6 protein-coding genes are annotated in these 8,789 nt (G+C 73.2%); 4 read left to right on the top strand and 2 right to left on the bottom strand.

Annotated elements, in window-relative coordinates; translation table 11 throughout:
• Window positions 1-880: ABC transporter ATP-binding protein (locus I5Q34_RS30700; RefSeq protein WP_199895716.1), on the top strand; the 880-nt coding region annotated here is incomplete at its 5' end.
• Window positions 881-976: 96 nt separating this feature from the next.
• Entirely contained in the window at window positions 977-1,660 is a 684-nt protein-coding gene (locus I5Q34_RS30695) for a GDSL-type esterase/lipase family protein (protein ID WP_199895715.1), read from the top strand.
• A gap of 82 nt (window positions 1,661-1,742) precedes the next feature.
• On the opposite strand, the gene lepB is transcribed toward I5Q34_RS30695, so the two are convergent.
• Together lepB and I5Q34_RS30685 are read right to left on the bottom strand one after the other, a co-directional pair.
• Entirely contained in the window at window positions 1,743-2,606 is an 864-nt protein-coding gene (gene lepB, locus I5Q34_RS30690) for a signal peptidase I (protein ID WP_199895714.1), read from the bottom strand.
• 106 nt (window positions 2,607-2,712) lie between these two features.
• On the bottom strand, window positions 2,713-4,242 hold the full coding sequence (locus tag I5Q34_RS30685; RefSeq protein WP_199895713.1) for an MFS transporter: 1,530 nt from the start codon (window positions 4,240-4,242) through the stop codon (window positions 2,713-2,715).
• Window positions 4,243-4,513: 271 nt separating this feature from the next.
• On the opposite strand from I5Q34_RS30685, the gene I5Q34_RS30680 reads away from it, so the two are divergent.
• A complete protein-coding gene (locus tag I5Q34_RS30680; protein WP_199895712.1) occupies window positions 4,514-5,566 on the top strand; it encodes a methyltransferase in 1,053 nt (350 codons plus the stop codon).
• 182 nt (window positions 5,567-5,748) lie between these two features.
• A complete protein-coding gene (locus tag I5Q34_RS30675; RefSeq protein WP_199895711.1) occupies window positions 5,749-8,280 on the top strand; it encodes an ATP-binding protein in 2,532 nt (843 codons plus the stop codon).
• The last annotated feature ends 509 nt before the right edge of the window (window positions 8,281-8,789 follow it).

Genomic DNA, 8,789 nt, shown 5'->3' with positions numbered 1-8,789 from the left:
TCCCAGATCCTCAGGATCCAGTGTCTACGGTGTCCAGCTATCAGGGGGAATGCCCTACCTCGGGGACTGGAAGCGGTTCGTGGACGACACCCGGTCGCTGGGCCCGGCCCGGGGCCGGGCCCCGGCCCCCGTCTGCCCGGAGACGATCCGCTTCGACAAGGTGACGTACGCGTACCCGAACAAGCCGCGTCCGGCCGTCGACGGCCTCTCCCTCACGCTGCGGCGGGGCGAACTGGTCGCGGTCGTCGGCGAGAACGGTTCCGGCAAGTCCACGCTGATGCGCCTGGTGACCGGCCTGTTCGTGGCGGACAAGGGCACGGTGGCGTGGGACGGGGTGGACCTGGCGGCGGCCGACCCGGAGACGGTGTGGGCGCGCACCGGGCTCGTGCCGCAGTTCTTCGCCTACTGGCCGCTGACCGCCCGCGAGAACATCACCCTGGGCCAGCCGCTGACCCGGGACGACGAGCGGGTGTGGGAGACCGTGGACACGGTGGGTCTGAGGGAGACCGTCGAAGAGTTCCCCGAGGGTCTCGACATGCTGCTGGCCCGGGAGTTGTGGGGCGGGGTGAACCTCTCCGGCGGCCAGTGGCAGCGCATCGCCTGCGCCCGCGCGCTGTACCGGAGGCCGCCGGTCCTCATCCTGGACGAGCCCACCAGTGAACTCGACGCCCGTGGCGAGCACATGATCTTCCAGGCGCTCAAGAACATGGCCAAGGACCGGATCACGCTGGTGGTCACCCACCGCCTGGACAACACCCGCATCGCGGACCGCATCGTGGTCATGGAGCGGGGCCACGTCACGGAGGACGGCACCTTCGACCAGCTGGTGACGGCCGGCGGGCTCTTCCAGGAGCTCTACGCGCTGTCGCAGGACCGCTGACGGCACGACCGCGACACCCGGTGCCGTGACCGCGCCCCCGGCCGACGGGCCGGTCACGGCACCCAACTCCCGCGCACCGCCCGATAGATTCCAGCCATGATCATCAATCCAGCGGCCCGCACGGTCCTTTGCTACGGCGACTCGAACACCCATGGGCAGCGCCCGGACGACGTCGAGCCCGGGCGCCTGCCGGCCGACCGGCGATGGACCGGCCGGCTGCAGGCGCTGCTCGGCGGCGCGTACGACGTGATAGAGGAGGGCCTCGGCGGCCGCACGACGGACCTGGACTACCCGGTCCGCGACAACCGCCCGGGCCGCAACGGCCGGACCTTCCTGACGCCCTGTCTGCACAGCCACGAGCCGCTCGATTTCGTGGTACTCATGCTGGGCACCAACGACACCAAGGAGCAGTTCGCCCGGCCGGCCGAGGACACCGCCGCCGCCGTGGACGCGCTCCTCGACGACATCGGGCGGCAGGGGCGCTCCCCCTCCGGCGGGCCGCCCCGCACGATCGTGGTCAGCCCCGTCCACGTCGACGACACCAGGCCGCGCTTCGCCGAGCTCAACGGGGCGTCCTACGGCTCCGGGGCCGCCCCACGGTCCCGTGGACTCGCCGCGGCGATCGGCCGCGTGGCGCGGCGGCGCGGTGCGCTGTTCCTCGACGCCGCCGCCGTGGCCGAGGCCGGGGACGACGGCGTGCACCTGAGCCTCGACTCGCACCGCCGCCTGGCCGAGCTCCTCGCCGAAACGATCCGCACGGCCGTGGCGGAGGAGCGGTAGCACTCGGGCCGCCCCGTTGACGACGAAGCGCCCGCCCCGTGGTCAACGGGGCGGGCGCTTCGCGCGTACGGTGCGGTGCCGGTCAGGCCCGCGCGCCGGTCCGCAGGAGCCGCCGGCGGCGCAGCAGGACCAGCGGGACGGCACCGGCGAAGGCCGCCGCGGTCGGGACGGCGGCGGCCGCCGCCTTGTCGATGCCCTTCTGGTCGAAGGTGTCCGGCACCGGCAGGGTGGACCAGCGGTCGATCGGCCAGGCGACGACGATCGCGCGGCCGACCACGTTCTCGACGGGCACGAAGCCGTTGCCCGGCTCGTTCCGGTGGTAGCGGGAGTCCGCCGAGTTCTGCCGGTGGTCGCCCATCACCCACAGCTTGCCCTTGGGCACGGTGACCTTGAACTGGCCCTCGGGGACGGTGCTGCACGGAGTGTTCCCCGCAAAGACGTACGACTGCTCGTCCAGCGGCTTGCCGTTGACCTTCACCGGGCCGGAGCCCTTGCACTCGACGGTGTCGCCGCCGACGCCGATGACGCGTTTGATGAGGTCCTTCTCGTTGGCCGACGGCATCAGGCCGATCCAGCTGAGCACGTTCTGCACGGCGTTGGGCTGGGGGGTGGGCTCGTACTTCAGCCACTCGCCGGGGTCGTGGAAGACGACGACCTCGCCGCGCTCGGGCTCGGCGCCGAACCAGGGGGTGAGCTTGTCCACGAGGACCCGGTCGCCCTCCTGCAGCGTGTTCTGCATGGAGTCCGAGGGGATGGAGAACGCCTGCACCAGGAACGTCTTGATGAGCAGCGCCAGCACCAGGGCGACACCGATGAGGAGGGGCAGTTCCTTCCAGAACGGACGCTGCTGCTTCTTCGCCTTGCTCTCCTTCTTCTCCACGGGCTCTCCGGGCCGCTCTCCGGGCCCGTCCTGCTCCGACCGCGCACCGACAGCCACGTCCCCCACATCCACTCCTTACCTCGACCACCGCCCGCCCGGTCCGCGGACGGCTCCGTACCCCCCGCGGAGCAGGGAGTGCCGAAGGGGCCACCCTATGCGAAGAGGCTGTGCCTCACTTGCGGCCGGACACCGTCGGGGGACGTGGGATGCGTTGCCGGCGCTCCGCGGGGGCGGGGGCGTCTGCCGCGGAATGCCCCGACAGCAGGGCGACGACGGCGAGGCCGCCCAGGACGCAGGCGCCCGCCACGCCCCACAGGGCGGTGTGCCAGGCGCCGGTGAGGTGCTGGGCGAGGACGTCGTGGCGGGGGCCGTCCGGCAGGTTCCCTGCGGTGATCTCCTTGGCGAGGCGGTCCGAGCCGACCCGGGCGCGGACGAGTCCGGCCAGCAGGGCACCGAAGACCGCGAGGACGAGCGCCTCGGCGGCGCCGCGGACCGTGTTGAGGAAGCCCGCGGCCATGCCCGCGCGGGCGGATTCGACGTGGCGCATCGCCTGGCCGTCGGTGATGCCGAAGGCCACGCCCATGCCGGTGCCGATGGCGATCAGGGGGCCGGCCAGGGCCCCGGCGCCGATGTCGGGCCGCAGGACGGTCAGCCAGGCGCTGCCGCCGGCGATGAGCAGGAGGGCGGCGGCCATCAGCAGCGAGGGCGGGGCGCCGCGGTTGACGAGCCATCCGCCGATCGGCGGGACGACGAGCACGGGGACCGTCATCAGCAACATGGTCAGTCCTGCCTCGGCCGCCGACTGACCGCACGCGCCCTGGAGGTAGGTCGGCAGGAACGTGAGGGTGCCGATGAAGCCCCCGGAGACGACCAGGGTGCCCAGGCACCAGGCGCCGAAGCGACGGTTGCGGATCAACGACAGGTCCAGCACGGGGTGCGCGCTGCGTCGCTCGACGGCGGCGAAGACCACCAGCAGGAGGCCGCCAAGGGCGAGGGAATCGACGACGAGCGGGCTGGTCCAGCCGTTCTCGGAGCCCTGGACAAGGCCGGTGATCACGGCGCCGAGGCCGAGGACGAAGGTGGCCACGCCCGCCCGGTCGGTACGCGGGCGCCCGGGGGCGCGGGACTCGGGCATCCTGGCGGCGCCGAGGAGGACGACGCCCAGGACCACGGCGTGGGCCAGGAAGCCGGCGCGCCAGCCGAGGCCGCCGATCAGCCATCCGGACAGGGTGGGCCCCAGGGCGACCCCGATCCCCACGACCGTCCCCAGCGCCGCGAACGCCCGCGTGCGCGCCGCCCCCTCGAACGTCGTCGCCAGGATCGCCCCGGAGCTCGCCAGCACGCCCGCGGCGCCGGTTCCGGCGACCGCGCGGGCCAGGTCGAGGACGAGGACGTGCGGGGCGAGCGCGCTCGCCAGCGAGCCTGCGGTGAACAGGACGCCGCCGAGGACGAAGACCCGGCGGCGGCCGTGGACGTCCGACAGCGACCCCGCGACCAGCGTCACAGCGGCGAACAGCAGGTTGTAGACGTTGACCACCCACATCAGCGGCGCGCCCGAGGTGTTGAGGTCCTCGCCGATGCCGGGCAGCGCGACGGCCGCGCCGGAGAGGGACATGGGGACGACGAGGACGCCGAGGAGCACGACGGCGAGGGTGAGCGCGGTGCCGGATCTCGCCGGGGCGGCTCTCCTGAAATTGCTCATGGCAAAGCCCCTTTCCTGACGCGAAGAGCCGCTGATGCGGCCGGGACGGAGGCGACCGTAGAAGTTCAAGCGCGCTTGACGTCAAGGCGGAAGATCGGCACCGGGGGCCGCAACCACCGTCCCGCCCCGGCGCCTTGAGCCGGGCCGACCTGCGGAGGTCGTAGTTCCAGAGGCCCGTTGCACAGACCGATCGACCCGACTTAGTGTTCCCTTACTTCACCGATGCGACATTGGGAATCTCACCATGGCGCACCCCGAAAGGAGCCACACGATGGCGTCGGAACGGGAACGGACCACCGGCGGCCGGGCCGCGCGGTCGGTCATCACCGGCCTGATGTGGGGAAAGATGATCTCCAGTCTGCTGTCCAGCACGCTGCGGCTGGGCGTCGCGGACGTGCTGGGCGACGGGGCCCGCACCGCCACCGAGGTGGCGGAGCGCTGCGGCACACTGCCGGACACCACCCTGCGCCTGCTGCGGGCCCTGGCCGGGCTGGAGTTGCTCACCGAGGAACGGCCGGGCGTCTTCCGCCTCACCCCGGCCGGCGCGCTGCTGCGCACCGACAACCCCGAGGGCATGAGCACCCTCGTCCGCCTCTACACCGACTCCGTCATCAACGGCGGCTGGGAGCAGCTCGACCACAGCCTGCGCACCGGACTGCCGGCGTTCGACGAGGTCTTCGGCCACGACTACTTCACCCACCTGAAGGAAAACCCGGACGTCTCGGCGGACTTCAACCGGGCGATGGGCCAGTCCACCCGGCTGACCGCCCAAGTCGTCACCTCCCACTACGACTTCTCCCGTTTCGGCACCGTCGTCGACGTGGGCGGCGGCGACGGAACGCTCGTCGCGGGCATCCTGCGCGAGAACCCGGAGCTGCGCGGGGTCATCTACGACACCCCGGAGGGGCTGGCCCAGGCGCCCGCCCTGCTGGAGGACGCGGGGGTGGCCGGCCGCTGCGCGCTGGAGACCGGCGACTTCTTCGCCTCGGCCCCCGCGGGCGGGGACCTCTACCTGCTCAAGAGCATCCTGCACGACTGGAACGACAGCCAGTGCGCGGCGATCCTCAACGGCATCCGCAAGGTCATCCCCGAAGGCGGCCGGGTGCTGGCCGTCGATCCGGTGCTGGCGGACGTCGTGGACCCGGCGACCGTGCGCGTCCAGCACTACCTCAGCGACCTCAACATGCTGGTGAACGCGGGCGGCCGGGAGCGCACCGAGCAGGACCTCCGGAAGCTGTTCGCCGACACGGGCTTCACGCTGACCTCGATCACACCGCTGGCGGAGCCGAGCGTCCTCTCGCTGGTCGAGGCCACCCCCGTATAACCCGCCGTACGGATCCGCCGCAGTCAGAATCGCGTCAACGTCGCGGCCCGGAAGGGCGATCGGACGGCCGCGACGAGCGACGATGGCCTCTCGAACACCATTCCGGCATGCCGCCGCGCGACACGGGCTCCCCCTCGTGCCGCGCGGCGGCGTGCCGCCCGGCGGCAGAGGAGCGACGAGCGATGGCGCAGGGCAGCCTTCCGAACGGGACACCGGACCGGAGGCCCGGCCGGCTCAAGGTCTTCCTGGGGGCGGCCCCCGGCGTCGGCAAGACCTACCGGATGCTCGACGAGGGCCGGCGCCGGGCCCGGCGCGGCACCGACGTGGTGGTGGCGCTGGCCGAGTGCCACCGGCGGCCGCGCACCGAGGCGATGCTCGTCGGCCTGGAGCTGCTGCCCCGACGACGGGTCACGCACCGGGGCGCCGCGTACACCGAGCTCGACCTCGACGCGGTGCTGGCCCGCCGTCCCGAGGTGGCGCTGATCGACGAACTGGCGCACACCAACGTCCCCGGCGTGCCGCACACCAAGCGCTGGCAGGACGTCGAGACGCTGCTCGCGGCCGGCATCGACGTGGTGACCACGCTCAACGTCCAGCACCTGGAGTCCCTCAACGACGTCGTGCGGAAGATCACCGGTGTGCCGCAGCGGGAGACCGTGCCGGACGACATCGTCCGCCGGGCCGGGCAGATCGAGCTGGTGGACCTGCCGCCGGAGGGGCTGCGCCGCCGGCTGGCGCACGGCAACGTGTACCCGCCCGAGAAGATCGACGCCGCCCTCTCGCACTACTTCCGGCTCGGCAACCTCACCGCCCTGCGCGAACTCGCCCTGCTGTGGGTCGCGGACCGGGTGGACGAGGCGTTGCAGCGCTACCGCAGCGAGCACCGCATCGGGGGCGTGTGGGAGACCCGGGAGCGCGTCGTCGTCGCGCTGACCGGCGGCGCCGAGGGCGAGACCCTGATCCGGCGGGCGGCCCGCATCGCCGCCCGTTCGTCCGGCGGCGACCTGCTGGCCGTCCACGTGGCCCGCAGCGACGGGCTCGTCGGCTCCTCCCCCGCCGCGCTGGCCCGCCAGCGCCGGCTGGTGGAGAGCCTCGGCGGCAGTTACCACACGGTGGTCGGCGACGACGTGCCCGCCGCGCTCGTCGAGTTCGCGCGGGTGGAGAACGCGACCCAGCTGGTCGTCGGCGTCAGCCGGCGCGGGCCGCTGGCCCGGCTCGCCACCCGCGGGGTGGGCGAGCGGGTCGTCGAGCGGTCGGAGGACATCGACGTCCACCTGGTCACCCACGAACGGGCGGGGCGCGGGCGGCCCGGACCGGGCGGTTCCGGGCGGCTGAGCGGGGCGCGCCGGATCGGCGGCCCGGTGGCCGGGCTCGTCCTGCCCGTCCTCCTGACCGTGCTGCTGCGGCGGCTCTCCGCCGGGCCGGATCTCAGCCTCACCAGCGAGACGCTGCTGTTCCTGCTCGCGGTGGTCGCCGTGGCGTGCGTGGGCGGGGTGGTCTCGGCGCTGCTCGCGTCGCTGGCCGCCTCGCTGCTGCTCAACTACTACTTCATCCCGCCGACCGACCGCTTCACCGTCCACGGGGTCGACAACCTCCTGGCCCTGGTCGCGTTCGCGCTGGTCGCCGTCGTCGTCGCCGCGGTCGTGGACCGTTCGCTGCGGCTGGGACGCAGAGCCGCCAGCGCGGCCGCCGAGGCCGCGACCCTCTCGTCCTTGGCCGGCGGGGTGCTGCGGGGTGAGCACTCCGTTCCGTTGCTGCTGCAGCGCACCCGTGAGACGTTCGGGATGGAGACCGCGGAGTTGCGTCCGCGCGGGGCGGGCGGCGGCGGACGGGCCGGGGTGCCCGAGATCGCGGTGCCCGTGGGCGACAGCGAACTGGTGCTGCGCGGGCGGGCCCTGCCCGCGACCGAGCACCGGGTCCTGACCGCGTTCGCCGCGCACCTGCGGGCCGCGCTCGACCACGCCCGGCTGGCCGAGGCCGTCGCCGAGGTCGAGCCGGTCAAGGCCGCGGACCGGATGCGCACCGCGCTGCTCGCCGCCGTCAGCCACGACCTGCGCACGCCGCTGGCGGGCAGTTGGGCGGCGATCAGCTCGCTGCGCAGCCGCGAGGTGGAGTTCTCGCCGGAGGACCGCGAGGAGTTGCTGGCCACCGCCGAGGAGTCGCTGGCCAAGCTCAACCGGCTGGTGGACAACCTCCTGGACATGAGCCGCATCCAGGCCGGCGCCCTGACCCTGCGGCTCCAGCCGACCGCGTTCGCCGACGTGCTGCCCCTGGCGCTGGACACCCTGCCCGAGGCGCCGCCCGACCCGGTGACCACGAAGGGCCTGGACGCCGTGCCGGACGTGCTGGCCGATCCGCCGCTGCTGGAGCGGGTGATCGCCAACCTGGTCGCCAACGCCACCCGGCACTCGCCTCCCGGACGGCCGGTCACGGTGGCGGCGAGCGTCCTCGGCCCGCGCGTCGAACTGCGCGTCATCGACCGCGGCCCGGGCATCAGCCCCGCCCATCTGGAGCGGGCCTTCGCCCCGTTCCAGCGCCTCGGCGACACCGACAACACGACGGGCCTGGGGCTGGGCCTGGCGCTGTCCCGGGGCCTGACCGAGGCGATGGGCGGCACGGTCACGCCCGAGGACACCCCGGGCGGCGGCCTGACGATGGTCGTCTCCCTGCCGGCCGCCCGCCCGCCGGCGGACCGCGTCGTTCCGGCGCCGTAGGCCCGGCGGAACCCGGCCGGCCACGGCCGCGACCCCCGGCGCCGTCCTGATGACGGTGCCGGGGGCCCTGACGGACGTTGACGACGCTTCAGCCCCGGCCCTCACAGCCGCACCGCGGACGCGGCGGAGAGGAACCGGAACGAGCCACTTCCCCGTCACCCGCCGCCCGCGCGTGTTCCTCGACACCGCCGCCGAAACGCGCCATTAGGGTGGTTTGCTGTGCATGCGCCCGCCCTGATATCCCCGCGCCCGCCCCTGTTGATCAGAACACGTCATCGAACGCAATGAAGGAGTCGTCAAGAAAGCGCTCCCGAGTGTCAGGGGAACGTCAAAGGGCCTCGCCAGGGCCGTCTCCCGGCGCTTCGCTACGGATGGCGCGAACAGGTCGGTCCCTCGTCCCCGGCTGCCGGTACCCCCCGACTCCCTTCCACCCGGCCGGAAGACACGTCCCCCCACTTCCTCCGACCCCACGGAGTGCATCGCCCATGGCGGATCTGGCATTCATCGGC

This window comes from Streptomyces sp. AV19, from assembly GCF_015999245.1.
Lineage (GTDB): Bacteria > Actinomycetota > Actinomycetes > Streptomycetales > Streptomycetaceae > Streptomyces.
The sequence above is the reverse complement of the archived record's forward strand: the minus strand, read 5'-3'. Positions and strand labels throughout refer to the sequence as shown.